20 protein-coding genes are annotated in these 26,969 nt (G+C 68.6%); 12 read left to right on the forward strand and 8 right to left on the reverse strand.

Going from position 1 to position 26,969, the window contains the following annotated elements; translation table 11 throughout:
* Window positions 1–45 precede the first annotated feature (45 nt).
* Window positions 46–1,224, forward strand: coding sequence for a GNAT family N-acetyltransferase (locus AC5LXK_RS12945; protein WP_493389170.1), 1,179 nt, complete (start codon window positions 46–48; stop codon window positions 1,222–1,224).
* Between the two features lie 71 nt (window positions 1,225–1,295).
* Here the strand turns inward: AC5LXK_RS12945 and AC5LXK_RS12950 are convergent, their stop codons facing one another.
* Complete coding sequence (locus tag AC5LXK_RS12950; protein WP_493389171.1) at window positions 1,296–3,554, reverse strand: glycoside hydrolase family 3 C-terminal domain-containing protein; 2,259 nt, start codon at window positions 3,552–3,554, stop codon at window positions 1,296–1,298.
* 151 nt (window positions 3,555–3,705) lie between these two features.
* On the opposite strand from AC5LXK_RS12950, the gene AC5LXK_RS12955 reads away from it, so the two are divergent.
* Window positions 3,706–4,740, forward strand: a complete 1,035-nt coding sequence (locus AC5LXK_RS12955) for a helix-turn-helix transcriptional regulator (RefSeq protein ID WP_493389172.1) — start codon at window positions 3,706–3,708, stop codon at window positions 4,738–4,740.
* A 49-nt stretch (window positions 4,741–4,789) separates the two neighbouring features.
* Window positions 4,790–5,605, forward strand: a complete 816-nt coding sequence (locus AC5LXK_RS12960; protein ID WP_493389173.1) for a GIY-YIG nuclease family protein — start codon at window positions 4,790–4,792, stop codon at window positions 5,603–5,605.
* Window positions 5,606–5,659: 54 nt separating this feature from the next.
* Here the strand turns inward: AC5LXK_RS12960 and ppa are convergent, their stop codons facing one another.
* Window positions 5,660–6,187 (reverse strand): inorganic diphosphatase, encoded by a 528-nt coding sequence (ppa, locus tag AC5LXK_RS12965; RefSeq protein ID WP_011352863.1) that lies wholly within the window; start codon window positions 6,185–6,187, stop codon window positions 5,660–5,662.
* 323 nt (window positions 6,188–6,510) lie between these two features.
* On the opposite strand from ppa, the gene AC5LXK_RS12970 reads away from it, so the two are divergent.
* The 5 genes from AC5LXK_RS12970 to AC5LXK_RS12990 all read left to right on the forward strand — a co-directional run bounded on the left by AC5LXK_RS12970 (window position 6,511) and on the right by AC5LXK_RS12990 (window position 12,106).
* A complete protein-coding gene (locus AC5LXK_RS12970; protein ID WP_493389174.1) occupies window positions 6,511–7,950 on the forward strand; it encodes an aldehyde dehydrogenase family protein in 1,440 nt (479 codons plus the stop codon).
* A 78-nt stretch (window positions 7,951–8,028) separates the two neighbouring features.
* Window positions 8,029–8,787 (forward strand): SDR family oxidoreductase, encoded by a 759-nt coding sequence (locus AC5LXK_RS12975; RefSeq protein ID WP_493389175.1) that lies wholly within the window; start codon window positions 8,029–8,031, stop codon window positions 8,785–8,787.
* A gap of 164 nt (window positions 8,788–8,951) precedes the next feature.
* A complete protein-coding gene (locus AC5LXK_RS12980) occupies window positions 8,952–10,256 on the forward strand; it encodes an MFS transporter (protein WP_493389176.1) in 1,305 nt (434 codons plus the stop codon).
* 213 nt (window positions 10,257–10,469) lie between these two features.
* On the forward strand, window positions 10,470–10,883 hold the full coding sequence (locus tag AC5LXK_RS12985) for a helix-turn-helix domain-containing protein (protein WP_493389177.1): 414 nt from the start codon (window positions 10,470–10,472) through the stop codon (window positions 10,881–10,883).
* Window positions 10,880–12,106 (forward strand): alpha/beta fold hydrolase, encoded by a 1,227-nt coding sequence (locus AC5LXK_RS12990; protein WP_493389178.1) that lies wholly within the window; start codon window positions 10,880–10,882, stop codon window positions 12,104–12,106. The genes AC5LXK_RS12985 and AC5LXK_RS12990 overlap by 4 nt, the downstream gene beginning before the upstream one ends.
* Before the next feature lie 80 nt (window positions 12,107–12,186).
* Here the strand turns inward: AC5LXK_RS12990 and AC5LXK_RS12995 are convergent, their stop codons facing one another.
* Genes AC5LXK_RS12995 through hemC form a run of 3 tightly spaced genes read right to left on the reverse strand, consistent with a single transcriptional unit; the run spans window position 12,187 to window position 16,348 of the window.
* The gene (locus AC5LXK_RS12995; RefSeq protein ID WP_493389179.1) at window positions 12,187–13,374 is read right to left on the reverse strand and encodes a heme biosynthesis protein HemY; all 1,188 of its coding nucleotides are present in this window, start codon (window positions 13,372–13,374) and stop codon (window positions 12,187–12,189) included.
* A 2-nt stretch (window positions 13,375–13,376) separates the two neighbouring features.
* Window positions 13,377–15,347 carry a fused uroporphyrinogen-III synthase HemD/membrane protein HemX gene (hemDX, locus tag AC5LXK_RS13000; RefSeq protein WP_493389180.1) on the reverse strand — a complete coding sequence of 657 codons (1,971 nt, stop codon included), beginning with the start codon at window positions 15,345–15,347 and terminating at the stop codon, window positions 13,377–13,379.
* Entirely contained in the window at window positions 15,347–16,348 is a 1,002-nt protein-coding gene (hemC, locus tag AC5LXK_RS13005; RefSeq protein WP_493389181.1) for a hydroxymethylbilane synthase, read from the reverse strand. The genes hemDX and hemC overlap by 1 nt, the downstream gene beginning before the upstream one ends.
* A gap of 207 nt (window positions 16,349–16,555) precedes the next feature.
* Here hemC and ppc point away from each other — a divergent pair, with 207 nt between their 5' ends.
* Window positions 16,556–19,591 (forward strand): phosphoenolpyruvate carboxylase, encoded by a 3,036-nt coding sequence (gene ppc / locus AC5LXK_RS13010; RefSeq protein ID WP_493389182.1) that lies wholly within the window; start codon window positions 16,556–16,558, stop codon window positions 19,589–19,591.
* Between the two features lie 104 nt (window positions 19,592–19,695).
* On the opposite strand, the gene AC5LXK_RS13015 is transcribed toward ppc, so the two are convergent.
* Window positions 19,696–20,448 carry a class I SAM-dependent methyltransferase gene (locus AC5LXK_RS13015; RefSeq protein ID WP_493389183.1) on the reverse strand — a complete coding sequence of 251 codons (753 nt, stop codon included), beginning with the start codon at window positions 20,446–20,448 and terminating at the stop codon, window positions 19,696–19,698.
* 218 nt (window positions 20,449–20,666) lie between these two features.
* Here AC5LXK_RS13015 and AC5LXK_RS13020 point away from each other — a divergent pair, with 218 nt between their 5' ends.
* From AC5LXK_RS13020 to AC5LXK_RS13030, 3 genes are all read left to right on the forward strand, one after another.
* On the forward strand, window positions 20,667–21,476 hold the full coding sequence (locus AC5LXK_RS13020; RefSeq protein WP_493389184.1) for a helix-turn-helix transcriptional regulator: 810 nt from the start codon (window positions 20,667–20,669) through the stop codon (window positions 21,474–21,476).
* Window positions 21,477–21,580: 104 nt separating this feature from the next.
* Window positions 21,581–22,990: an argininosuccinate lyase gene (gene argH, locus AC5LXK_RS13025; protein ID WP_493389185.1), complete on the forward strand. Its 1,410-nt coding sequence runs from the start codon at window positions 21,581–21,583 to the stop codon at window positions 22,988–22,990.
* 96 nt (window positions 22,991–23,086) lie between these two features.
* Window positions 23,087–23,770 carry an HAD family hydrolase gene (locus AC5LXK_RS13030; RefSeq protein ID WP_493389186.1) on the forward strand — a complete coding sequence of 228 codons (684 nt, stop codon included), beginning with the start codon at window positions 23,087–23,089 and terminating at the stop codon, window positions 23,768–23,770.
* Window positions 23,771–23,851: 81 nt separating this feature from the next.
* Here the strand turns inward: AC5LXK_RS13030 and AC5LXK_RS13035 are convergent, their stop codons facing one another.
* Both AC5LXK_RS13035 and AC5LXK_RS13040 read right to left on the reverse strand, forming a co-directional pair.
* On the reverse strand, window positions 23,852–24,685 hold the full coding sequence (locus AC5LXK_RS13035; protein WP_493389187.1) for a lysozyme inhibitor LprI family protein: 834 nt from the start codon (window positions 24,683–24,685) through the stop codon (window positions 23,852–23,854).
* Window positions 24,685–26,964: an arginine/lysine/ornithine decarboxylase gene (locus AC5LXK_RS13040; protein ID WP_175846277.1), complete on the reverse strand. Its 2,280-nt coding sequence runs from the start codon at window positions 26,962–26,964 to the stop codon at window positions 24,685–24,687. The genes AC5LXK_RS13035 and AC5LXK_RS13040 overlap by 1 nt, the downstream gene beginning before the upstream one ends.
* Window positions 26,965–26,969: the final 5 nt, after the last annotated feature.

The following is a 26,969-nucleotide window of genomic DNA, read 5'->3' on the forward strand; positions in this document are numbered from 1 at the left end:
CACCGCGGCACGCATCCGGCAACATCCAACGGTACGGATTCACGCTTGAAACACGAACGCATCGATTATCGCACGGGCATCCTGTCGTCCCCCGCGGAGGTGCCGGCCGACGAATGGAACGCGCTGCTCGCGCGCGACACGCAGCCGACACCGTTCCTGCGCCACGAATTCCTCGACGCGCTGCACGTCGCGCGCTGCGCGGTCGACGATACCGGCTGGTCGCCGCACTTCGTCACGCTGACCGACGCGAGCACCGGCCGCCTCGCGGCCGCCGCGCCCGTCTACGCGAAGCAGCATTCGTACGGCGAATACGTATTCGACTGGGCATGGGCCGATGCGTACCAGCGCAACGACCTGCCCTACTACCCGAAGCTGCTGTGCGCTGTGCCGTTCACGCCGGTGCAGGGCACGCGCCTGCTCGCGGCCGACGACGACGCGCGCCGGCGGCTCGCGGCCACGCTGCTCGCGTTCGCCGAGCAGAGCGACGTGTCGTCGCTGCACGTGCTGTTCCCGACCGGCGACGAAGCGCGGCTGCTCGAGTCGATGGGGATGATGCTGCGCGAAGGCGTGCAGTTCCACTGGATCAACGACGGCTATCGCCACTTCGACGATTTCCTCGCCACGCTGGAGCAGAAGAAACGCAAGAACATCCGCGCGGAGCGGCGCAAGGTGCACGACGCGGGCGTGACGTTCCGGCGGCTGACCGGCGACCGGATCACCGACGCCGACTGGCGCTTCTTCTCGCGCTGCTACCGGCAGACCTACCGCGAGCACTATTCGAGCCCGTACCTGAACCTCGACTTCTTCCGCACGATCGGCGCGACGATGCCCGAGAACCTGCTGCTCGTGATCGCGGAAGCCGACGGCCGGCCAATCGCGAGCGCGCTCGCCGTGTACCGGCGCGGCGAGCATGGCGGCGGCACGCTGTACGGCCGCTACTGGGGGGCCATCGAGCACGTGCCCTGCCTGCATTTCGAAACGGCCTACTACCAGTTGCTCGAATTCTGCATCGAGGCCGGGCTCGACACGTTCGAAGGCGGCGCGCAGGGCGAACACAAGCTCGCGCGCGGTTTCCTGCCGACCGTCACGCACTCCGCGCACTGGCTCGCGCACCCGGCGTTCTCCGACGCGGTCGCGCGCTTTCTCGAACGGGAGACCGAGCATATTCACGCGTACGTCGACGAACTGCGCGAACACGATCCGTTCCGGCGCGGCACCGAGTAGCGTCGTCCGGCGCATCGTCATGCGGCGAGGCCACGACCGGCCTCGCCGCATGACGCACGGCCGCCTCCGGTTCAGTGCGCGGCGAGCGTCACTGCCTGCGACAGCGCCTGCGGGTCGCGCGACGACGCGGCCGCCGACAGCATGTAGCTGCCCGCGCCGATCCGCCATGCGTGCGCATTCGCATCCCATACCGCAAAGCGCTGCGCCGGCACCGCGACGCTGACCGTGCGTGCCTCGCCCGGCTGCAGCGTGACCTTGGTCCAGCCGACGAGCCGCTTCGGCGGTTCGCCGAGCGATGCGGGTAGCGCCGCGTAGATCTGCACCGTCTGCGCGCCGGCCCGCGCTCCCGTGTTCGTCACCGTCACGCCGACCGTCACGTTGCCCGCTGCATCGGCCTGCGCGGACATCGCCGACAACGCATACGTCGTGTACGACAGCCCGTAGCCGAACGGAAACAGCGGCTCGATCGCCTTCGCGTCGAACCAGCGATAGCCGTACGCGAGCCCTTCCGCATAGACGGTCTGCGTGCGCGTCGGATCGATCGTCGGCTGCGGCAGGTCGGCCTCCTGCTTCGGGAACGTCAGCGGCAGCCGGCCCGACGGGTTCGCGTCGCCGAACAGCAGGTCGGCGATCGCCTGGCCGCCCTGCACGCCCGGATACCACGCGTCGAGCACGCCATGCACGTTCGCGAGCCACGGCATCAGCACGGGGCTGCCGTTCTCGAGCACGACGATCACGCGCTTCGCCTTCGCGGCGACCGCGGCAATCAGCGCGTTCTGGTCGTATTGCTGGTTGTACGGATCGGCTTTCGCATCGGGCAGCGACAGGCTCGCCAGATCGAGCCCTTCCGTCTGCCACTGCGTCGCGAACACGATCGCGACGTCGGCCTGCGCGGCCGCGGTCGCTGCCGCATTCGCGTCGGTCCCGTCGAGATAGCTGACCGATGCGTTCGGCGCCTTCGCGCGGATCGCCGCGAGCGGCGCGGACTTGTACCAGGTCGCGCACCCGCCGAACAGCGTGCCGGCCGGTTGCTGGCAGGTCGTCACCGCGTTGCCATCGATCGCCGGCACCGCACCCGAACCGCCGCCCGACAATACACCCGCGTCCGCATGCCCGCCGATCACGACGACCGACTTGAGCGCGCCTGCCGCAAGCGGCAGCACGGGCTGCGCATCGCCCGGCGCGGCCGCGTTCTTCAGCAGCACCGCCGACTGCCGCGCGATCGCGAGCGCATCGGCATTGCCGGCAGCTTCGTCGATCGCACCGCCCGGCTTCGGCGGCGCATCCATCACGCCGATGCGGATCAGCGTGCGCAGCTTGCGCTGCACCATGTCGTTCAGCCGCGCAGCCGACACGCTGCCAGCCTGCAGCGCCGCGCGCAGCTTCGAATTGAAGTACGAGCCGAGCGGCGCGTTGCCGTCGTCGGCCGCACCCGGTTGTTCCTCGTCGAGCCCGGCCTGCACGGCGGCGACCGTCGAGTGCGTCGCGCCCCAGTCCGACTGCACGACGCCCTTGAAGCCCCACTCGTTCTTCAACACGGTCGTCAGCAGGTACGGGTTCTCGCACGCATACACGCCGTTCAGCTTGTTGTACGAGCACATCACGTTGCCCGGCTGGCCGTCCTTCACGCCGATTTCGAACGCGAGGAGTTCGGCCTCGCGCATGGTCCGCTCGTCGACGACCGAATCGATCGTCATCCGGTTGGTTTCCTGGTCGTTGAACGCGAAATGCTTGATCGTCGCGATCACCTTCTGCGCTTGCGTCCCTTGCGTGCGCGCGGCGCTCAGCGTGCCCGCGAGCACCGGATCCTCGCCCATGTATTCGAACGTGCGGCCGTTGCGCGGCTCGCGCGCGAGGTTCACGCCGCCGCCGAGCCCTTCCGCGAAGCCGAGCGCGCGCAGTTCGAGCGCGATGCGCGTACCGTATGCGCCCGCGAGCGCCGGGTCCCATGTCGCCGCGAGCGCGACCGGCGCGGGCAGCGCGGTCACGCGCGCATTCTTCACGTTCACGCCGCCCGCCGAATCGGCGCTGCTGACCGCCGGAATGCCGAGGCGCGGTACGCCCGGGATGTAGCTTGCGCCGTTCAGCGCGTCGGCCGGAAACGGGCCGCCCAGGTCGAGCGCGGGCATGCCCGTGCCGTGCACGAGCTGCAGCTTCTCGTCGGTCGTCAGTTGCGCGACGAGCGCGGCCGCGCGCTGGTCGGCCGCCGCGTCGGGGTCGGCCGGCACGGTCGGGCCCGCGTGGATGTCGTCGCCGCCGCACGACGCGAGCAGCACCGTGAGCGCGCACGCGGACGCAATCGTCGAACACCGGAACAGCGAAGTTTTCATTGATCCTCCAGAATCGTTCTGTTGTACTTATGCCCTCACTCCAGCGTCCGAGTCTAAAAATTGACCGGTCACCACGCTTGACCGGCAGGAGCATGCGTTGACCTCTCGCAGCGGGGACAAACCCGAACGGCATGACGACAGGGGGACAGACATGGAGTTGCAACAGAAATCGGTATCCGTCCGGATCTACCGCTGGCTGTGCGAAGACGCGCGCACGAGCGGCATCGATCTCGCACCGCTGTACGACACGCTCGGCATCGGGCCCGCCGAGCTCGCCGACGATGCACGCCGCATCGCGGGCGACCGGCACGTCGCCGCGATACGGCTGACGAGCGGCTGGCCGCTGTCGTGGCATCGCCCGCCGCCGCAGGTCGTGCCGTGGCTCGTGCCGTTTCCCGAACTCGCCGGCATCACGTGCAACGCGGCGACGCTGCGCGATGCGCTGCACGGCTACCTGCGCTACCGCGAGCTGATCGGCAACGTCGACTGGGTCCTCGCGCACGAGAACGGCGACGCGATCGCACTCGAATACGTGAACGAAGGCGACGGCCGGCACGCGGGCAGCGCGTTCGCGAACCTCGCGATCCTCGCGGCGCTCGCACGGCTCTACGACCCGCACGTGCGCGTCCACGACGCCGAATTCGCCGGCCGGGCATTCGCGCCCGCTGCCGCGCTGCGCGACATGCTTGGCGCGCCGGTGTCGTTCGACGCCGCGCACAACCGCATCGTGTTGCACTCCGCGCACTTCGACACGCCGTTCGAGCGCTACAACGCGCCGCTTGCCGGCATCCAGCGTCATGCCGCCGACACCGCACGCGAGCGCGTGCGTGCACGCTCGACGTTCGGCTCGTCGGTCGAGCAGTGCGTGCGCGACTGGCTGCGCACGTCCGACGAAATCGACGTGCCGACCGACACGCTGATGCAGCATGTGTGCACGCGCTTCGCGATGTCGCGCTGGACACTGCGCCGGCGGCTGCATCGCGAAGCCGTCGGCTTCCATGCGCTCGTCGCACAGGCGCGCCTCGGCGAAGCGCGTGACCTGTTGCTCAATACGCAGTTGCCGATCGGCGAGATCGGCGTGCGCGTCGGCTTCCGTTCGACGAGCGCGTTCACACGCTTCTTCACGCGTGAACTCGGCGCCGCGCCGAGCCGCTTTCGCGACGGACACGGCGGCCGGTGGCGTTGACGCACCTTTTTTCTGAGACACTGGCGGCTTCGCATCCCGCCGCCCCGCCATGTCCTGGTTTCTGTATCTGATCGAATGCGCCGACGACAGCGTCTACACGGGCATCACGACCGATGTAGCCGCGCGCTTCGACGAACACGCGTCCGGCAAGGGCGCACGCTACACGCGCTCGCGCAAGCCGCGCGCGTTACTCGCGTCGTTCCCGCTGCCCGACCGGTCGAGCGCGTCGCGCGCCGAATACTGGGTGAAACGGCTCACGCCTGCGCAGAAGCGGGAACTGGCGGCCGGATTGCGGACGCTGGAATCGGTGTTGCCGGTGGTGGTGCCCGACGAGAGCGATGACTCGACAGGGTTGAAAGCGGCTGTCCGCGGGCGGAAGAAGGTGAAGGCAGAGGCCGTCGACACCCTGGCGCAGACGGCTGCAACGAAGCAGGCTGCCGGGAAAGACGTGAAGATCGGGAAAGCTGCCACGTCTGCGAAGACCGCGAAAGGCAAGCAGGCTTCGAAGGCCATGAAGGCAACGCCGGACACGAGACGTGCGAAAGCCGGCGGCGATGCAGTCGTAAAAAAGCCCTCGTCGCCTAGTTCGTCGGTAAAGAAAACCGGGGCGTCCACATCCGTGTCGTCGAAAAGACACGCGCCGGTCGCCACCGACCAACCTGTCACGAAGATACGTAAAGACGCAGCGTCTGCGCCTTCCCGCCGCCGTGCATCTGCTACGAAAGCCGCCGAAGCGGCCGTTCCATCCGCGGCCCCGCCCCGCGCAAAACGCGCGAAGGGTGCACCGGCCACGCCGCCCTCGCCGGCTTCCACCTCCGCGCGCAAGAAACCCGCGCGCACAAAACAAAACCGCGCGGCCTCCTGAGGAGACACGCGCGGTTTGCGTTCCGCACGAACCGGCCGTCGGCCGGTACGCCGCTTACTTCTTGTAGTTCGCGGCGCCGTCGGTGATTTCCTTGTGCGCGGCTTCGATGCCGGCCCAGCCTTCGACCTTCACCCACTTGCCCTTCTCGAGCGCCTTGTATTGCTCGAAGAAGTGCTTGATCTGGTCCTTCAGGTATTCGGGCACGTCGTCGATCGACTTCAGGTTCGCCGTCATCGGGCAGACCTTGTCGTGCGGCACGGCAACCAGCTTCGCGTCGACGCCCGACTCGTCGGTCATCTGCAGCATGCCGAGCACGCGCGAACGCACGATCGAGCCGGCTAGCAGCGGGAACGGCGTGATCACCAGCACGTCGACCGGATCGCCGTCACCCGACAGCGTCTGCGGGATGTAGCCGTAGTTCACCGGATAGCGCATGCCCGTGCCGATGAAGCGGTCGACGACGAGAAGGCCCAGTTCCTTGTCCGCCTCGTACTTCACCGGATCGCTTTGCGCGGGAATCTCGATGATCACGTTGAAATCTTGCGGCAGGTCCTTGCCGGCCGGAACATGATTGAAGCTCATGAGCACTCTCTGTAGGTCGATGGGAATTCGGGACAGGGCGCCGCGGCCGATGCACCGCCGCGGGCGTCCCCCAAGGGAATGCGCCATTATAGCCAATCGACCGGTGGCGTCCGGATGACGATCGGCGCGATAATCGTTCCGGATGGTCGGACGTCGAACCACCGGCCGCGTTGTATGGGATCGGCGTCGGCGCTGAAGCGCCGGCGCCGGTCGACCGCAAAGCATGGAGCCCGACCAGGCGCTAAAGCGCCCACTCGGGTCGACCGCGAAGCATGGGACCCGACTAAGCGCTAAAGCGCCAACTCGGGTCGACAGGAGCTGGCATGGAAGAGGCGAAGCACTTCATCGCGGGCGAATGGACGTTGCCCGCGCAACTGGAAACCATCGCTGTCGTCGATCCGTCCGACGGCCAGCCGTTCGCGACGATCGCGCGCGGCACGGCGCCCGACATCGAACGCGCAGTCGCCGCGGCCCGCGACGCCTTCGCGGGCCCGTGGGGCGCCGCAAGCGCCGCCGAACGCGGCCGCGTGCTGATGCGGCTGTCGGCGCGCGTGGCCGATTCGATCGAGGAACTCGCCGCGATCGAGGCGCGCGACACCGGCAAGCCGCTGAAACAGGCACGCGCCGACGCGGCCGCGCTTGCGCGCTACTTCGAGTTCTACGCAGGCGCCGCCGACAAGCTGCACGGCGAAACCCTCCCCTACCAGGCCGGCTACACGGTGCTGACCGTGCGCGAGCCGCACGGCGTCACGGGCCACATCGTGCCGTGGAACTACCCGATGCAGATCTTCGGGCGCAGCGTCGGCGCGGCGCTCGCGGCCGGCAACGCATGCGTCGTCAAGCCGGCCGAAGACGCATGCCTGTCGGTACTGCGCGTCGCCGAACTGGCCGCCGAGGCCGGGCTGCCGGCCGGCGCACTCAACATCGTCACCGGCTACGGCCATGAAGCCGGTGCCGCGCTCGCGCGCCATCCGGGCATCGACCACATCTCGTTTACGGGTTCGCCGGCCACCGGCAAGCTGGTCACGCAGATGGCGGCCGAGAATCACGTGCCCGTCACGCTCGAACTCGGCGGCAAGTCGCCGCAGATCGTGTTCGCCGACGCCGATCTCGAAGCGGCGCTGCCCGTGCTCGTGTCGGCGATCGTGCAGAACGGCGGGCAGACCTGTTCGGCCGGCAGCCGCGTGCTGATCGAGCGCGCGGTGTACGAGCCGCTCGTCGAGCGCCTCGCCACCGCGTTCAACGGGCTGCGCGTCGGGCCGAGCCGCGCCGATCTCGACTGCGGCCCGCTGATCAACGCGAAACAGCAGCAGCGCGTGTGGGACTTCCTGTCCGACGCGCAGCACGACGGCATTCCGATGGCCGCGCACGGGCAGGTTGTCGCCGACGCGCCCGAAAGCGGCTTCTACCAGGCGCCCGCGCTGTTGCGCGACGTGCCGCCGTCGCATCGGCTCGCGCAGGAGGAAGTGTTCGGCCCCGTGCTCGCGGCAATGCGTTTCGTCGACGAGGACGAAGCCGTCGCGCTCGCGAACGGCACGCCGTACGGCCTCGTCGCGGGCATCTGGACCCGCGACGGCGCGCGCCAGATGCGGCTCGCAAGACGCCTGCGCGCGGGTCAGGTGTTCATCAACAACTACGGCGCGGGCGGCGGCGTCGAGCTGCCCTTTGGCGGCGTCGGCCATTCGGGCCATGGCCGCGAGAAAGGTTTCGAGGCGCTGTACGGCTTCACCGCGCTGAAGACGATCGCGATCCGGCACGGCTGAGCGCGCGGCACGCGGCCGGCCGTACCCGGCCGACGATCGATACACGACGACTCTGATCACCAGCACAGGAGACACACCATGCGGTTGAGCGGCAAGACGGCCATCGTCACGGGCGGCGGCTCGGGTTTCGGCGAAGGCATCGCGAAGACGTATGCGCGCGAAGGCGCGAACGTCGTCGTCAACGACCTGAACGGCGCGGCGGCCGAGCGCGTCGCGAGCGAGATCGCGCTCGCGGGCGGCAAGGCGATCGCGGTGGCCGGCGACGTGTCGAAGCAAGACGACTGGCATGCGCTGCTGCAGGCCGCGCTCGACGATTTCCACGCGGTGCAGATCGTCGTGAACAACGCAGGCACCACACACCGCAACAAGCCCGTGCTCGACGTGACGGAAGCCGAGTTCGACCGCGTGTACGCGGTCAACATGAAGAGCCTGTTCTGGTGCGTGCAGACCTTCGTGCCGTACTTCCGCACACAGGGCGGCGGTGTGTTCGTGAACGTCGCGTCGACGGCCGGCGTGCGCCCGCGCCCGGGCCTCGTCTGGTACAACAGCACGAAGGGCGCGATGATCACCGCGAGCAAGTCGCTCGCGGCCGAGCTCGGCGCCGACCGCATCCGCGTGAACTGCATCAACCCCGTGCTCGGCGAAACGGCGCTGATGACCGAGTTCATGGGCTGCGAGGACACGCCCGAGAACCGCCGCCGCTTCCTCGCGACGATCCCGCTCGGCCGCTTCTCGACGCCGCAGGACATCGCGAACGCGGCGCTTTACCTCGCCTCCGACGAAGCCGAGTTCATCACCGGCGTCTGCCTCGAAGTCGACGGCGGGCGCTGCATCTAGTCGTACCTGCCGCACCGGCGCTCACCCGCCGGCCGGCACCCGCGCATTGCTTCGCACGAAACCGGATCGGGCGCCGACGCGTCTGCTCCGGCCAACAACAAGGACAGCGGCGCATGGGATCCAGGTAACCGCTCAAGCGCTCACTTCGATCGACAGGAGACAACATGGCAACATCGACGCAGTCGCTGCCGGGCTCGTCCGGCGCATTCGAGGAAGCAACCTATCGCAAGGTGTCGTGGCGGCTCGTGCCGCTCCTGTTGCTGTGCTACGTGGTCGCGTATCTCGACCGCGTGAACGTCGGTTTCGCGAAGCTGCAGATGGCGACCGACCTGAACCTGAGCGATACCGTCTACGGGCTCGGCGCCGGGATTTTCTTCTTCGGCTATTTCCTGTTCGAAGTGCCGAGCAACATCATCCTGCACAAGGTCGGCGCACGCGTGTGGATCGCCCGCATCATGGCGACGTGGGGCGTGATCTCGATCCTGACGATGTTCGTCACGACGCCCGCGATGTTCTACGTGATGCGCTTCCTGCTCGGCGTGGCCGAAGCGGGTTTCTTCCCCGGCGTGATCCTCTACCTCACCTACTGGTATCCCGCGCACCGGCGCGGCCGGATGACGACGTTCTTCATGACGGCCGTTGCGCTGTCCGGCGTGATCGGCGGGCCGATCTCGGGCTTCATCCTGAAGGCCTTCGACGGCGCGAGCGGCTGGCACGGCTGGCAATGGCTGTTCCTGCTCGAAGGCATTCCGTCGGTGCTGGTCGGCGTGGTCGTGTTCCTCAAGCTCGACGAGCGGATCTCGAAGGCGGCGTGGCTGACCGACGAGGAAAAGGCGCTGCTCACCCGCAACGTCGACGCGGAAGAGGCGACCAAGGAAGACCTGCCGCTCGGCGCAGTGATGTCGAGCCCGCGCGTATGGCTGATGGCGCTGATCTATTTCTCGTTCGTGATGGGGCTCTACGGCGTCGGCTTCTGGCTGCCGACGATCATCAAGGCGACCGGCGTGATCGACACGTTCACGATCGGCCTGCTGTCGGCGATTCCGTATGCCGCCGCGGTGGTGGCGATGATCCTGATCGCGCGCAGCGCGGACAAACATCGCGAACGTCGCTGGCACGTCGCGATTCCGGCCGCGATCGGCGCGATCGGGCTCGTGCTGTCGGTGATCTGGGCGCACCAGACTTCGCTCGCGATGCTCGGCCTCACGCTCGCGACGATCGGCATCCTGACGACGCTGCCGCTGTTCTGGAGCCTGCCGACCGCGTTCCTCGGCGGCACGGCCGCCGCCGCCGGCATCGCGATGATCAACTCGATCGGCAACCTCGCCGGCTTCCTGAGCCCGTACATGATGGGCTGGCTCAAGCAGGCGACGGGCGCCAACGACGCGGGCATGTACATGCTTGCCGCGTTCCTCGTGCTCGGCGGGCTGCTGGCGCTGTCGGTGCCGAAGCGGCTCGTCGACAAGTGATGCGCGACGCATAGCGGTCTCCGAATACGCCGGCCCGCTGCCGGCCCCCGAAACGCCCCGACGGCCGGCATTGCCCGGCCGCCGGGGCGTTTTTCATTCCGGACCGGCAAAACCTCGATCGGCCGAATGACGGCACTACATTCACCTATATATTCCCTTATGTTCCCTGTTATATGGAACAATAAAAAATATTAAGGAAATCAACCACCGACCATGTTCCACACCGTCGAAGACACTGCCGCGCGCCTGCGCGTCCACCCGAAGACCGTCCTGCGATTCATCCGCGGCGGCAAGCTGCGCGCGACGCGGGTCGGCCGCGCATACCGCATCCTCGATGCCGACCTTGCCGCATTCGCGCCGACGGAGCCGGCCGCGCCTGTGCCGCGTGCGGTGCGCGTCACCAGCATCGTCGACATTCCGGAGGCGTCGCAGTCGCTGCACCAGTACCTGTCGCGACCGCTGCATGCGATGGCGTCGGGCCGCACGTCGTATGTCGATCCCGTGCGGATCGACGTGACGTTCGACCCCGCCGCGAGCGTGGTCAAGATCATCGTCGCCGCGACGCCGGCCGACACCGCTGCGCTGATGTCGTCGCTCGACATGCTGCTGCAGAAAAGCGGGACATGAGCGCGGTCTTCCGGTCGCCCCGCCACGCACGCGCGATTCGCGCGGCGTACGCAGCCGCGCTGTCGCACTGGCCGGCCGGGCATCGGCGCATCACGGTACAGACGCGCCATGGCGCGACGCACGTGATCGCCTGCGGCCCCGAACACGCACCGCCGGTCGTGCTGATCCACGGCGCGCAGACGACGGCGGCAAGCTGGCAGCACTATGCAGCCGCATGGTCGACACACTTTCGTCTCTACGCGATCGACGTGATCGGCGAAGCGGGGCCGAGCGCGCCGTCGCGCCCGCCGTTTGCGAGCGACGCGTACGCGCAGTGGCTCGACGACGTGCTCGACGGCCTGCAGGTATCGCACGCGGCGTTCGCCGGCATCTCGCTCGGTGCGCGAACGGCACTCGACTTCGCGTTGCGCCGGCCGGCGCGCGTCACGCGGCTCGCACTGCTCTGCCCGTCCGGCATCGGCAGGCAGAAGCCGTTTCTGTGGTGGGCGCTGCCGCTGTTGCTGCTCGGCGACGTCGGGCGCGCGTGCGTGCGACGACGCGTGCTCGGCCGTCTGCCGCCCGCGTCGACCGCGGCGGAACGCGACGCGCTCGCACTCATGCGCGCCGTGGATCGCGGCTTTCGCCCGCGCATCGAAACGATCCCGCTGTTCGACGACGATACGCTCCGCACGTTGTCGGTGCCCGTGCTGGCGATCGTCGGCGGCCGCGACGTGATGCTCGACTCACGCGACACGCACGATCGCCTGACGCGTCTCGTGCCGCACGCACAGGTGCGCTTGCTTCCCGATCAGCCCCACTTCATACGCGGGCAGCGCGACACCGTGCTCGCATTTCTCGCCTCGACGGAAATCATCCACATGCCCCATCGAATCGTTCAGGCAGCCGGCAGCCGTGTGCTGGTCCGCGATCCCTCCGCCGGCCTCGTGCAGCGGGAAAGCGACGCACTCGATCTCGTCGCGCTCGCGCACGAGCATGAGGCCGACTGGATCGCGGTCCCCGCCGACGCGCTGCACGACGACTTCTACCGGCTCGACAGCGGGCTGGCCGGTGCGGTACTTCAGAAGCTCGTCAACTACGGCGTCCGGCTCGGCGTGGTCGGCGACATCGACCGCTGGCTCTCGCGCAGCGAAGCGCTGCGTGCGCTCGTTCGCGAATCCAATCGCGGTCAGTCGGTATGGTTCGTGGCGAGCGAGGACGACCTGCTGCGCAGGCTCGGCGCGTAACGCACCGGGGTCGGCCCGCGACGGACGAAAAAAAGCCCCGAAGGCCGATCGGCGTTCGGGGCTTGCCACGCAGCGGTACGTCAGACCACGGTGATCGCGAGCGCGCTTTCGCGGTAATGCTTCGCAGCCTTGTCGGTTTCGCCGAGATGCTCGAACAGGCGGGCGAGCGCGCGATGCGCACGCACCTTCAGCGCCTCGTTGTCGGCCAGCTTCAGCGCCGATTCGAGGAACGACTGCGCCTTGCCCCACAGCTGCTGCTGCTGGCAGAGGCGGCCGAGTGCGAACAGCAGGTCGGCGTCTTCCGGATGATCCTTCTTCCACCCTTCGGCCTTCTGGATCAGCGGCAGCGCATCGGCGCCGGCCGTGTCCGGGTAGCGGCGCAGCAGGCGCGCATCCCAGTTGTGCGCGAGTGCATCCTCGACGATGCGGCGCGCTTCGTTGCGACGCTCGAGCGGCACGAGCAAGTCGGCGGCGAGATCGGCCAGACGCGGCGACTGGCGCTCGACCGGCGACAGCGACTGCCACACTTCAAGCAGCGCATCCGGGTCGTGCCGGCGTTCGCGCAGCAGGTTTTCCGCCGCCTGCTGGCGCAGCCGCACGGCTGCGGCCGGATGCAGCGCCTCGCGCTTCTCGAGCGCCTTCGCGAGCTTCAGCACCTCGGCCCAGTTCTTCAGTTGCTGCTGCGCACGCAGCGCGACCTGCTGCGCATGAATGCGCTTGCCGCCGGCCTGCATGTCGGCCAGCGCGGCGAGCGCGCCGTCGGCATCGCGCGCATCCGCGCGCATGTCGGCCGCAGCGAGCAGCCGCGCATCCTGCCATTCGGGCGCATCGACCTTCGACAGCCAGTCGTCGCGACGCGTGTACTCGTGCATCCGGTGCGCGGCCGTCGCCGCGACGAGACTCGCGGCACCCAGGTTCGCATCGACCGACAGCGCTTCACGCGCGGCCTTCTCCGCCCGCGAAAAGCGGCCCGCGTACAGGTTCGCGATCGCATCGCGCAGCGATGCCGTCGCCTTCTCGTTGCGCGAGCGCGCACGATACGCGGCGACCCGCTGCGGCATGCGCCAGATGTTGCGTACGATGCGCAGCAGCGCGTACACGACGATGAACAGCACGACGATGGCGATCACGAACAGGTTCAGCGACACGTCGATCCGGTACGGCGGATAGACGAGCAGCACCTGCCCCGCGTCGAAACGGCCGACGGTGGCAAGCGCCGCGGCGATCGCGAACAGGACCGCGAGCCAGACGATTCCTCGAAGCGTCATCGTTACCCCCGGCTCTTGAACTGCTGAACGGCGTTCAGGCTCGTGTTCAGGTTCGGCACCGCAACCGTCAGCGATGCGCCGTCAACCTGCTTGAGCAGATCCTCGACGGTCTGCGTGTCCTTCGACGCCTGATCGAAATACTTCCCGAGCGACGCCTGCGCGGCGTGCAGGTCGGCCTTCATCGCGCTGTCGTTGCGCGCGAGCAGCGACAGCCGCGCGGTGAGCAGGCGCAGCTTCACGTTCTCGCGCACGAAGTAGCCCTGGTCGGGCGACGCAAGCATCGCGTCCGCGTTGTCGATCCGGCGCACCTGCACGAGGCTCTTCAACTGCTGGCCGAGGCCGGCCGAGAAGTCGTGCCACCACACCTTCCAGCGCGGCTCGCCGGCCACGGCCGACGATGCGGCTTCGGCCGGCGCGGCCTTCTGCTCCGCGTGCGGCACGATCGCCTCGCCGGACAGCGGCAGCGCGTCGATCTTCGCGATCGCGTCGTCGAGCTTGATCGCGAGGCCCGTGAGGTCAGCCGCCGGTGCGGCCTTCAGCTTCTCGATGTCCTGCGCGAGCGCCTTGCGCACCGTGACGGCCTGCGCGCTCTGCGACGTCGCGAGGCGTGCGTCGGCGTTCTGCAGCGCGATCAGCGCGAGCTGCGTGTTGCCGGTCAGCTGCAGCTGCTGGCTCGCGCTCGACAGCATCTGGTCGACTTCCTCGAGCATCCACGCATCGCGGTTGCGCGACAGGTCCTGGTATTGCTGCTGCAGTGCCTGCTGCGCGCTCTGCGCATCGGCGAGCTTGCCGTCGAGCTGCGCGAGCTGCGTGTCGACCTGGTGCGTGCCGGCGAGCGCCTGTTCGGTCTTCATGCGCGTTTCGGCCGTCTGCGCATCGAGCGCCTTCTGGCGCGCAACGAACGTGCCGTCGAGCCGGTCGATCTTGCGGTTCAGCGCGTAGCCGCCGACACCCGCCGCGCAGCCGAGCACGACGACGACGAACCACAGCACCGCGCTGCCGCCGCGGCGCGCGTGCGGCTCGGGCGCGAGATAAGGGGGACTGGACGGCGGTGCGGATGCAGCGGCCGGCTGGGAAGCGACGCTTTTGGAATCGTTGGTATCTGTCATGCGTTTAGTCACCGGTGCGGCTGTCGCCGGTTGGACGGCCTCGTCGGCCATCGTTCGAAACGCGCGGACGATGCGCTCATCGCCCGCGCCGGTCAGCGTAATCCTATCAAAACCCAGTGCGCGCGCGGTCTGCTCGATCCGCGGGTGCGGCGTGACGAGCGGCGCATGCTTCAGCGCGTCGATCTCGGCATCGTTCAGGTGCGCCCGCGCGAGCTCGTGCAGGTTGCGCACGCCTTCCGAGCTCGTGACGAGCCACGCATGCGGCTGGCCGTCGAGCAGCGCGTGCACGCGCTCCCACGCACCGACGCGCGGCTCGGGCACGACGCGCCGGTAGGCGGCGACGAGCGTGACGTCCGCACCGGCCTCGCGCAGGCGGTCGGCGAGCCATTCGCGGCCGCCGTCGCCGCGCACGATCAGCACGCGCTTGGCGGCCAGCGCCTGCGCGCCGCCGAACGCGGTCTCGATGCACGCGAACAGGCTTTCGGAATCGTAATGCGGTACGCCACCGTCGGCCGGCGCCTGCGGCGCGATCACGCGATGCGCGGGCGCCGCGATGCCGTGACGCTCGAGCGCCGCGACGCTGCCGGGCCCGACCACGCCGACCGGCAACGCGTTCGGCCAGATCGCGCCGTACTGCGCGAGCGCGCGATCGATCGCGTTCGGCGAGACGAAAATCACCAGCGCGTAGTCGGCGAGCGCCGCGAACGCGGCGTCGAGCGGCGCCGGATCGTCGACCGGCGCAATGTCGATCAACGGGAATTCGAGCACGTCGCAACCGGCATCGGCCAGTTGCGACGCAAGCGCGTCCGACTGGCCGTCCGGACGCGTCAGGACAGCGGTGAACGCGCGCGCGCCGCCCGCCATCAGGCGTCGCCCTTGCCGGCCTGCGAGGCTGCGAGCAGCGCCCGGACAATGTCGAGCGCGCCTTGCTCCTCGAGCTCGTCGGACACCGCACGGCCGAGCGCAAGCGCATCGGCGACGGTCATGACGGCGCCGCACGCCTCGGCCGTCAGCACGCGCTTGCCGTCGGTCGTCGACACGCGGCCCGTCAGGTACAGCTCGCCCGCGCGCCACACCGCGTGCGCGGCGAGCGGCACCTCGCAGCTGCCGCCGAGCGCACGCGACACCATCCGTTCGGCCTCGACCGCGAGGGCCGTCTGCCGGTCGTGCAGCGGCGCGAGCCACGCGGCGACGTCGTCGCGGTGCGCGGCGATCTCGATGCCGAGTGCGCCCTGGCCGGCCGCCGGCGGGCTCGCTTCGACGTCGATCAGCGCGCGGATCCGCGCTTCGAGGCCGAGGCGCTTCAGGCCGGCGGCCGCGAGGATGATCGCGGCATAGTCGCCGCGGTCGAGCTTCGCGAGGCGCGTGTCGAGGTTGCCGCGCAGCGGCAGCACCTCGAGATGCGGATAGCGCGAACGCAGCATCGCTTCGCGGCGCAGGCTCGACGTGCCGACGACCGCGCCGGCCGGCAGCGCGTCGAGCGACGCGTAGTCGTTCGACACGAATGCGTCGCGCGGGTCCTCACGCTCCATGATCGCGGCCAGCGAGAAGCCGTCGGGCAGCGCCATCGGCACGTCCTTCAGCGAATGCACGGCGAGATCGGCGCGGCCGTCGGCCAGCGCGGCCTCCAGTTCCTTCACGAACAGGCCCTTGCCGCCGACCTTCGACAGCGTGCGATCGAGAATCTGATCGCCGCGCGTCGTCATCCCGAGGATTTTCACGTCACAAGCTGGATATAATTTGCGCAGCGCATCACGCACATGTTCGGCTTGCCACATCGCCAGGCGGCTCTCTCGCGAAGCAATCGTCAACGTCGCGGGCGGCTGTGCCTGTTGCGGCCCGGCCGCAGGGATCTCGGAATTCATTGCTGGAACATCGAAGGACGGGATTGAAGATCGAACAATGGTAGCACGCACGCCCCGGCCCGCCCGGGCCCGGAGCCTGCGCCCGGCCTGCCCCTGTGCGGGCCGCGGCGCCGATGCGCGGATGTGCCGCACGTAGCTGGTTGCTTGACCGCAGTTCCGCAGTTTCCGCAGTTCCTTTTGACTCGAGCTTTCCCAAGGAAACCCATCGTGAAGTCTTCCGGATCGGCGCGTACGGCGCGCCGCAATGCTGCCCTGTCCTCCTCCGACGCCCCGACGGACACCGTCGCCACCGTCGCCACCGCCGCGAACGGCCGTGCGAAAACGGCAACGAAACCGAAAGACCCGATACGTCAGACGAAAAGCGCGGTGAAAACTGCCGGCCCCGCTGCCCGCACCGCTGCCCGCAAGGCCGTCGCGCCGAAGGCCGGCACACGCACGCGCGAGGACAAGGACGGCCCGCTGTTCGAGGACATCCGCTTCCTCGGCCGCCTGCTCGGCGATGTCGTGCGCGAACAGGAAGGCGACACGGTATTCGACGTCGTCGAGACGATCCGCCAGACCGCGGTCAAGTTCCGTCGCGAAGACGACAGCGAAGCCGCGCAGACGCTCGAAAAGAAACTGCGCAAACTGACGCCGGAACAGACGGTGAGCGTCGTGCGCGCGTTCAGCTATTTCTCGCATCTGGCGAACATCGCGGAAGACCGCCACCACAACCGCCGCCGCCGCATCCACGCACTGGCCGGCTCCGCGTCGCAGCCGGGTACCGTCGCGTACGCGCTCGAACAGCTGAAGACGACCGGCAACGCGTCGAAGCGCCTGCTGCAGCGCTTCTTCGACGATGCGCTGATCGTCCCGGTGCTGACCGCGCACCCGACCGAAGTGCAGCGCAAGAGCATTCTCGATGCGCAACACCACATCGCGCGCCTGCTCGCCGAACGCGACCAGGAACTGACCGCGCGCGAGCGCCAGTACAACGAAGCCATGCTGCGCGCGCGCGTGACCGCGCTGTGGCAGACCCGCATGCTGCGTGACTCGCGCCTGACCGTCGGCGACGAGATCGAGAACGCGCTGTCGTACTACCGCGCGACGTTCCTCGACGAGCTGCCCGCGCTGTACGGCGACATCGAGGCCGCACTCGCCGAGCACGGCCTGTCCGCGCGCGTGCCGGCGTTCTTCCAGATGGGCAGCTGGATCGGCGGCGACCGCGACGGCAACCCGAACGTGACCGCGCCGACGCTCGACGAGGCGATCAACCGGCAGGCCGCGGTGATCCTCGAGCACTACCTGGAACAGGTGCACAAGCTCGGCGCCGAGCTGTCGGTGTCGAACCTGCTCGTCGGCGCGAACGACGCCGTGAAGGCGCTGGCCGCCGCGTCGCCCGACCAGTCGCCGCACCGCGTCGACGAACCGTATCGCCGCGCGCTGATCGGCATCTACACGCGGCTCGCCGCGAGCGCGCGCGTGCGCGTCGGCGAAGGCACGGTGCCGGTGCGCAGCGCAGGCCGCGGCGCGCCGCCCGTGCGCGCGATCCCGTATGCGGATTCCGAAGCGTTCGTCGCCGACCTGAAGGTGCTCACCGCGTCGCTCGACGAGCATCACGGCACGTCGCTCGCCGCACCGCGCCTCGCGCCGCTCGTGCGCGCGGCCGAAGTATTCGGCTTCCATCTCGCGAGCATCGACCTGCGCCAGAGTTCCGACATCCACGAAGCGGTGGTCGCCGAGCTGTTCGCGCGCGCGGGCGTCGAGGCCGACTATGCGGCGCTCGCCGAGGAAGACAAGCTGCGCGTGCTGCTCGCCGCGCTCGCCGATCCGCGCCCGCTGCGCTCGCCGTATTTCGAATACTCGGCGCTCGCGCAGAGCGAGCTCGGCGTGTTCGAGAAGGCGCGCGAAGTCCGCGCGCAATTCGGCGCGCGCGCGGTGCGCAACTACATCATTTCGCATACGGAAACCGTCAGCGACCTCGTCGAGGTGCTGCTGCTGCAGAAGGAAACGGGGCTGCTCGACGGCGCGCTCGGCGTGCCGGGCAGCGACGCGAAGAACAGCCTGATGGTGATTCCGCTGTTCGAGACGATTCCCGACCTGCGCGACGCGTCACGCATCATGCGCGAATACTTCGCGCTGCCGGGCATCGACGCGCTGATCGCGCACCAGGGCGCCGAACAGGAAGTGATGCTCGGCTACTCGGACAGCAACAAGGACGGCGGTTTCCTCACGTCGAACTGGGAGCTGTATCGCGCGGAACTCGCGCTCGTCGACCTGTTCCGCGACCGCAAGATCACGCTGCGGCTGTTCCACGGCCGCGGCGGCACGGTCGGCCGCGGGGGCGGTCCGACCTACCAGGCGATCCTGTCGCAGCCGCCGGGCACCGTGAACGGCCAGATCCGCCTGACCGAACAGGGCGAAGTGATCGCGAGCAAGTTCTCGAACCCGTCGATCGGCCGACGCAACCTCGAGACGGTCGTCGCCGCGACGCTCGAGGCATCGCTGCTGCCGCAGTCGAACGCGCCGGCGCAGCTGCCCGCGTTCGAGGCCGCGATGCAGACGCTGTCCGACTCGGCGATGGCCGCGTACCGCGCGCTCGTCTACGAGACCCCGGGCTTCACCGACTACTTCTTCTCGTCGACGCCGATCACCGAGATCGCCGAGCTGAACATCGGCAGCCGCCCGGCATCGCGCAAGCTGCAGGATCCGAAGCAGCGCAAGATCGAGGATCTGCGCGCGATTCCGTGGGGCTTCTCGTGGGGCCAGTGCCGGCTGCTGCTGACCGGCTGGTACGGCTTCGGCAGCGCGGTGAGCGCATATCTCGACAGCGCCCGGGACGACGCCGAACGCACGAAGCGCGTCACGCTGCTGAAGAAGATGAACAAGACCTGGCCGTTCTTCTCGAACCTGCTGTCGAACATGGACATGGTGCTCGCGAAGACGGACCTCGCGGTCGCGTCGCGCTACGCGCAGCTCGTGTCCGATCGCAAGCTGCGCAAGCACGTGTTCGAGCGCATCGTCGCGGAATGGGAGCGCACGTCGCAGGCGCTCGCGGAAATCACCGGGCACGACGGTCGCCTCGCGACCAACCCGCTGCTCGCGCGTTCGATCAAGAACCGTTTCCCCTATCTCGACCCGCTGAACCACCTGCAGGTCGAGCTGATCAAGCGCCACCGCGCGGGCGACACGAACGCACGGCTGCGCCGCGGGATTCACCTGACGATCAACGGGATCGCGGCCGGCCTGCGCAACACGGGCTGATCCGCACGCGGCGCGGGCACGTTCCGCGCCGGCCGTGACAACGAAAGCCGCGATACGCGCCGGTGCGTATCGCGGCTTTTTTCATGTGCAGGCGCGCCGCCCGCTCAGTGCGCGTCGATCAACAGCGCGTCGTGCTCGAACGAACCGTCGGGCTGCACCGCATAATAGCCCCGCACCTCGTCCGGCGCATGCGTCCACAGTGCGCGAATGCCGGTCACGCTATCGGCCGGCGTGCGGATGCGCGCGACCCACGTGTCGAAATCGATCGGCAGCCGCCAGCGGCTGTGCACCTGCGCGTCGAAACCGGCTTCGCGGAACATCGCGAGCCATTCGTCCGCGCGGTAGTCGCGCACGTGAGACGCGTCGCGCAGCACTTCCGCGGCCTGCAGGTACGTATCGAGCAGTGGATGATCGTTACCCGCGATATCGATCATCAGCACGCGGCCGCCCGGCTTCAGCACGCGGCGCACCTCGGCGAGCGCCGCGCGCATGTCGTGCCAGTGGTGCGCGCTCATCCGGCTCACGACCCAGTCGAACGTCGCCGTGTCGAACGGCAACCGTTCGGCCGGGCCCTGCTGCGTGCGGATGTTCGCGAGCCCGCGTTCGCGTGCGGCGGCGTCGACGGTCGCGAGCATCGGTGCGGCCAGATCGTAGGCAACCACGTCGCGCACGTGCGGCGCGACCGCGAAGCTTGCATGGCCGGCACCACAGCCCAGATCGAGCACCGCGGCCCCGGGCGTCGCGCTCACCGCGTCGGCGAGCGTCTGCAGGTCGGCGCCCGTCGCATGGACCGTGCTCGTCAGATAGGCAGCAGCCGTCGTGCCGAATGCGTCGGCGACCTGGTCGTGGTGTTTCATCGTTCGCTCCTTTCCTTGATGCAGCCGGCCGGCGTCGGCGCCTCAGCGCTCGATCCGGCCCCGTGCAACGCGTTGTGGGGGACGCCCGCTGCCCTGCCAGCGCGCGAGACGCTACAATAGGCCTGCGCTTGTACCAGTACAAGTTAAGCAGTTATTCTGGTATTCGATCCACCCGTCTGATCGTTGCCGCGTCTTCGCTTTCATTTCGCCGTTTCCGCATGAACCAGCCGTCCTCCGCTCCCGTCCCGCCGCTCGACGCCACGCCCGCCCGTGCGCTCGGCGAATTCATCCGCGCCCACCGTGAACGGCTGTCGCCGCAGGCCGTCGGGCTGCCGCCCGGCCCGCGCCGCCGCACGCCGGGGCTGCGACGCGAGGAAGTCGCGCAACTGTGCGGCGTCAGCCCGACCTGGTACACGTGGATCGAGCAGGGCCGCCCGGTGTCGGCGTCGGCCGACGCGCTCGCGCGAATCGCCGTCGCGCTGCAACTGTCGAAGGCCGAACGCGCGTACCTGTTCGAGCTGGCCGCGCAGCGCGACCCGGCCGAGCCCGACGTCGCGGGCGGCGACCTGCCGCCGACGCTCGCCGCGACCGTCGCGGCAATCGCAACGCCCGCCTACGTGCTCGACCGGCAATGGAACGCGCTCGCGTGGAATGCGCCGGCCGCCGCGCTCTTTTCCGGCTGGCTCGACGGCGAGCACGACCGCAACCTGCTGCGCTTCACGTTCATGTCGCCGGCCGCCCGCACGCTGATCGTCGACTGGGAAACCCGCGCACGACGGCTCGCGGCCGAATTCCGCGCCGACTCGATCCGTCATCTGACCGATGCGCCGACGCGCACGCTGATCGACGTGCTGACCGCCGGCAGCGACGCGTTCGCGCAGTACTGGGCGTCGCAGGACGTGTTCGAACGCGAAGGCGGGCTGCGCGAATTCGACCATCCGGCCGACGGCCGCCTCGTGTACCAGCAGATCACGCTGAAGCCCGCGCACCGCGAGGACCTGAAGCTCGTCGTGCTCGTGCGCGACTGAGCGGTCCGGCCCCGTGCCGGCCACGGCCGGCAGGCCCGCGAATGTTAGAATCGCGGGATTCCCTCGGCGGCGCACGCCGCCCAACTCCCCTTCGAAGAATCGCCATGACGTCCCAACTGCACAAAAAGGGCGAGGCCTGGTCGGCCCGCTTCTCGGAACCGATGTCGGAGCTGGTCAAGCGCTACACGTCGTCGGTGTTTTTCGACAAGCGCCTCGCGCTCGTCGACATCGCCGGCTCGCTCGCGCATGCGAGCATGCTCGCCGCGCAGAAGATCATCAGCGCCGACGACCTGGCCGCGATCGAACGCGGGATGGCGCAGATCAAGGGCGAAATCGAGCGCGGCGAATTCGAATGGCAGCTCGACCTGGAAGACGTCCACCTGAACATCGAGGCGCGCCTGACCGCGCTGATCGGCGACGCCGGCAAGCGCCTGCACACGGGCCGCTCGCGCAACGACCAGGTCGCGACCGACATCCGCCTGTGGCTGCGCGGCGAGATCGACCGTATCGGCGGCCTGCTGAACGACCTGCGCGGCGCGCTGATCGACCTCGCTGAACAGAACGCCGGCACGATCATGCCGGGCTTCACGCACCTGCAGGTCGCGCAACCCGTCACGTTCGGCCACCACCTGCTCGCCTACGTGGAAATGTTCTCGCGCGACGCAGAGCGCATGCGCGACTGCCGCACGCGCGTGAACCGCCTGCCGCTCGGCGCGGCCGCACTCGCGGGCACGAGCTATCCGATCGACCGTCACGCGGTTGCGAAGACGCTCGGCTTCGACGGCATCTGCGCGAACTCGCTCGACGCGGTGTCCGATCGCGACTTCGCGATCGAATTCACGGCCGCATCGGCGCTCGTGATGACGCACGTGTCGCGCTTCTCCGAAGAACTCGTACTGTGGATGAGCCCGCGCGTCGGCTTCATCGACATCGCCGACCGTTTCTGCACCGGCAGCTCGATCATGCCGCAGAAGAAGAACCCGGACGTGCCCGAGCTCGCGCGCGGCAAGACCGGCCGCGTGAACGGCCACCTGATGGCGCTGCTCACGCTGATGAAGGGCCAGCCGCTCGCGTACAACAAGGACAACCAGGAAGACAAGGAACCGCTGTTCGACACGGTCGACACCGTCGCCGACACGCTGCGGATCTTCGCCGAGATGGTTGCCGGCATCACCGTGAAGCCGGACGCGATGCGCGCGGCCGCGCTGCAGGGCTTCTCGACCGCCACCGACCTCGCCGACTACCTCGTGAAGCGCGGCCTGCCGTTCCGCGACGCGCACGAAGCCGTCGCGCACGCCGTGAAGATCTGCGACGACCGCGGCATCGACCTCGCCGACCTGACGCTCGACGAGATGAAGCAGGAGCTGCCGAACGTCGCGCACCTGATCGGCGACGACGTGTTCGGCTACCTGACGCTCGAGGGTTCGGTCGCGAGCCGCAACCATCCGGGCGGCACCGCACCCGACCAGGTGCGCGCGGCCGTCAAGGCGGCTCGCGCCGCACTCGGCCAGTAACAGCCTGCTGTTCCGGACGGACGCCTTCGGCGTCCGTTTTTCATTCGGGCGGCCGTTGCGCCGCCCGTCGCCTGCCCCGCTTCCCGGATGCCGCCGATGACCTTTTCCGCCGCGCTCTTCGACATGGACGGCCTGCTCGTCGATTCCGAGCGGACCATCATGAACACGTGGATCGATGTGTCGAATGCACACGGGGTCGCACTGTCCGTCGCCGACTACCTGCAGATCGTCGGCCGCTCGTTCGCCGAAGGCCAGGTCATCCTGGCGCGGCTGATCGGCAACCCCGATACGTTCGACGCCGTGCGCACCCGCGTGCGCGAACAGCTCGCGGCACCGGAACCGCATCCGAAGTTTCCGCTGAAACCCGGCGCGTTCGCGCTGCTCGATACGCTCGCGCAGGCCGGTATTCCGTGCGCGGTCGCGTCGTCGTCCGCCGGCGACGTGATCCGCACGCGGCTCGACGCGGTCGGCGTGCTGCCGTTCTTCCGCGCGATCGCAGGCGGCGACGAAGTCGCGCGCGGCAAGCCCGACCCGGCCGTCTACCGGCTCGCGGCCGAACGCCTCGGCGTGCCGGCCCACGCGTGCGTCGCGTTCGAGGACAGCGACTTCGGCGCGCAGTCGGCCGCCGGCGCCGGCGCATCGGTCGTCACCGTGCCCGACCTGAAAGCGCCGACGCCCGAAATCGTCGCACTGAGCCTGCACGTGCTCGCTTCGCTCGACGATGCAGTCGCGCTCGTCCCGTCGTGGTTCGGCCTGCCGGGTAGGTCGCAGCCCGCGTAGAAAATTCGCCTCGCCATGCAAAACGGGCACCCTCGGGTGCCCGTTTTGTCGTGTTGCCACGCAGCCTGCGTCGCAACGGCCTTACCGGTTGCCCGCCGTCTCCGACAGCCGCTTCATCGTCGCGATACGCGCGCCGATCAGGTCGACGCGCCCGTCCTCGCCGACGAGCGGCGCCGTCGCATCGCGAAACGCCACCCACGCGCGCTGCGCACGCACGAGCGTCGCGGCCGAATGCGCAGGCATCTTGCGACGCAGTTTCTGGTAATAGCGGTTCAGGTCGAAGATCGCGTGCTCGCACGCTGCATCCTGCACGCACGGCCGCACGCGGCGTACGGCCGGATCGCGCGGCGCGTTCGCCGGCTTGCCGCCCGCCGGTGCGGCGGCGGCAACCTGGGCCGCGCTCGCACCGCCCTGCGCGCCGCTCGTCGCCGCAACCGGTACGGCAGCGGGCGGCGGCGCATAGCGATCGGCCGCCCCGCGCAGCGCCAGCGCGCGATCGCGCACCGGCTGCAGCTGCATATCGGCGCTCGACATCGCATACGCGGTGCCGCGCGTCGTGTCGTACACGGCCTTCAGCAGATGCACTTCATCCTTGCGCCACGTGAGCCAATGGCGCTGGCTGTCCTGCCAGCCGCGCTTCGCATCGGCCGGTGCATCCTTCAACAGGCGCTGGTACGCGCCGTCCATCACGGCCTGCCACTGCTGCTGCGTTTCGCCCATGCACTGGATCTGGCCGGCCGGCGACGACCGGTCGCGCCGCGCAAGGCATTGCCGCATCGCGACGTCGATCGGGTCGGCCGCCGCGACTTCCGCGTGCGCGACGCCCGACCCGGCCAGCCCCGCCGCGCCTGCCGCCCAGACGACGAGCGCGGCCAGCGCCGCGCGCATCGCCCGGAATCGTCCGTGCGCCGCCATCAGTCGCGCACGCAGTCGACGAAGTACTCGACGCGGCCGTTCACCTCTTCCGCGACGAGGCCGTGGATGTCGGTGTGGAAGCCCGGGAAACGCTCGTTGAAGTCGCGCGCGAACCGCAGGTAGTTCATGATCGTCTTGTTGAAGCGCTCGCCCGGGATCAGCAGCGGAATGCCCGGCGGGTACGGCGTGAGCAGGATGCTCGTCACGCGGCCTTCGAGCTCGTCGAGCGGCACGCGGTCGATCTTGCGGTGCGCGAGCTTCGCGAACGCGTCCGACGGCTTCATCGCCGGTTCCATGTCCGACAGGTACATCTCCGTCGTCAGGCGGGCGATGTCGTTCGCGCGGTACACGTCGTGGATCTGCGTGCACAGGTCGCGCAGGCCGACGCGCTCGTAGCGCGGATGCTGCGCGACGAATTCCGGCAGCACGCGCCACAGCGGCTGGTTGTTGTCGTAGTCGTCCTTGAACTGCTGCAGTTCGGTCACCATCGAGTTCCAGCGGCCCTTCGTGATGCCGATCGTGAACATGATGAAGAACGAGTACAGGCCGGTCTTCTCGACGATGATCCCGTGCTCGGCCAGGTACTTCGTGACGATCGCGGCCGGAATGCCCGTCTCGCCGAACTCGCCGTCGACGTCGAGCCCCGGCGTGATGATCGTCGCCTTGATCGGGTCGAGCATGTTGAAGCCTTCCGCCAGCGAGCCGAAGCCGTGCCAGTGGTCGTTCGGCTTCAGCATCCAGTCTTCGCGCGAGCCGATGCCTTCCTCGGACAGGTTGTCCGGGCCCCACACGCTGAAGAACCAGTCGTCGCCGTACTCGGCGTCGACCTTGCGCATCGCGCGGCGGAAGTCGATCGCCTCGGCGATCGATTCCTCGACGAGCGCGGTGCCGCCCGGCGGCTCCATCATCGCGGCCGCGACGTCGCACGACGCGATGATCGCGTACTGCGGGCTCGTCGACGTGTGCATCAGGTACGCCTCGTTGAAGCGGTGCTTGTCGAACGTGCGGTTCTCCGAATCCTGCACGACGATCTGCGATGCCTGCGAGATGCCCGCCAGCAGCTTGTGCGTCGAGTGCGTCGCGAACACGAGCGCGCCCGTGCGCGGACGGCCGTCGCCGATCGCGTGCATGTCGCGGTAGAAATCGTGGAACGTCGCGTGCGGCAGCCACGCTTCGTCGAAGTGCAGCGTGTCGAGCAGGTCGCCGAGCAGGTCCTTGATCATCTCGACGTTGTAGACGACGCCGTCGTACGTGCTCTGCGTGATCGTCAGGATCCGCGGCTTCATGTCCGGATTCTCGCGCATCGCTTCACGCGCGAACGGGTTCGCCTCGATCTTCTTGCGGATGTTCTCCGGCTTGAATTCGTCGCGCGGGATCGGCCCGATGATGCCGAAATGGTTGCGCGTCGGCGTCAGGAACACGGGAATCGCGCCCGTCATCGTGATCGCGTGCAGGATCGACTTGTGGCAGTTGCGGTCGACCAGCACGATGTCGCCCGGCGCGACGGTCGCATGCCAGACGATCTTGTTCGACGTCGACGTGCCGTTGGTCACGAAGAACAGGTGGTCGGCGCTGAAGATGCGCGCCGCATTGCGCTCGGACGCCGCGACCGGGCCCGTGTGGTCGAGCAGCTGGCCGAGTTCGTCCACCGCGTTGCAGACGTCCGCGCGCAGCATGTTCTCGCCGAAGAACTGGTGGAACATCTGGCCGAGCGGGTTCTTCAGGAACGCGACGCCGCCCGAGTGGCCCGGGCAGTGCCACGAGTACGAGCCTTCGTCCGCGTACTTGACGAGTTCCTTGAAGAACGGCGGCGCGAGCGAGTCGAGATAGACCTTCGCTTCACGGATGATGTGGCGCGCAACGAACTCCGGCGTGTCCTCGAACATGTGGATGAAGCCGTGCAGTTCGCGCAGGATGTCGTTCGGCAGGTGGCGCGACGTGCGCGTCTCGCCGTACAGGAAGATCGGGATGTCCGCGTTGCGGCGGCGCACTTCGGTGACGAACGCGCGCAGCTCGATGATCGCGGTCGCGAGCTCGGGCAGTTCGCCGTCCGGGCCGGTTTCGCCGAGCATGAGTTCGTCGTCGTCGATCGACAGGATGAAGCACGACGCGCGGCTCGACTGCTGCGCGAACGACGTCAGATCGCCGTAGCTCGTGAGGCCGAGGACTTCGACGCCCTCCTTCTCGATCGCTTCGGCCAACGCCCGGATGCCGGAGCCCGAAATGTTCTCGGAGCGGAAATCTTCGTCGATGATGACGACGGGGAAACGAAACTTCATGGGCG

The sequence above is a fragment of the Burkholderia pulmonis genome, from assembly GCF_984667975.1.